Raw genomic sequence first — 468 nt, 5'->3', positions numbered from 1 at the left:
TCTCTACCTAGAACAACTCGCTGCTGAATCATTGACCTCTCCAGAAATCCGCGATCAATTTATCGAGGAATACTTAGACGAAGCCAACATCCGTGATCGTCAAACCAAGGTTGCTATTCGTGAATTGCTTCACGACATCAAGGACAACCAAGAATTGGTTGAAAAAACAATGGCTGGGATTCAAAAAGTTGAATTGCCAGAAATTCCTGACGAAGCTAAAGATCTAACTGACTTAGTTGAATCAGATTATCCATTTGCAAATGACCCGATGCCAAACCACTATTTCACTCGCGTCCCAATAGCAACAATTGGAAACGCCGTATCGCTTAAACACATGTTTGCAGACACTCGTAACCGTGAAACACTCTACGGTAAGTATATCTTCAAATACCACCCAATCTATGGCGGAAAAGTGGATTTGGTCTACAACCGTGAAGAAGATACGCGTATCGAAGGTGGAGACGAGCT

The 468-nt window shown here is 42.7% G+C and carries 1 protein-coding gene; it reads left to right on the top strand.

The annotated features are described in order from the left end of the window. On the top strand, window positions 1-468 hold a 468-nt coding region (locus AC13HU_RS38115; protein WP_483046572.1), incomplete at both ends, for an arginine deiminase family protein.

This window comes from Streptomyces sp. NH27 (genome assembly GCF_056859195.1).
Note: the sequence above shows the minus strand (reverse complement) of the source record. Positions and strands in the feature narration are given on the sequence as shown.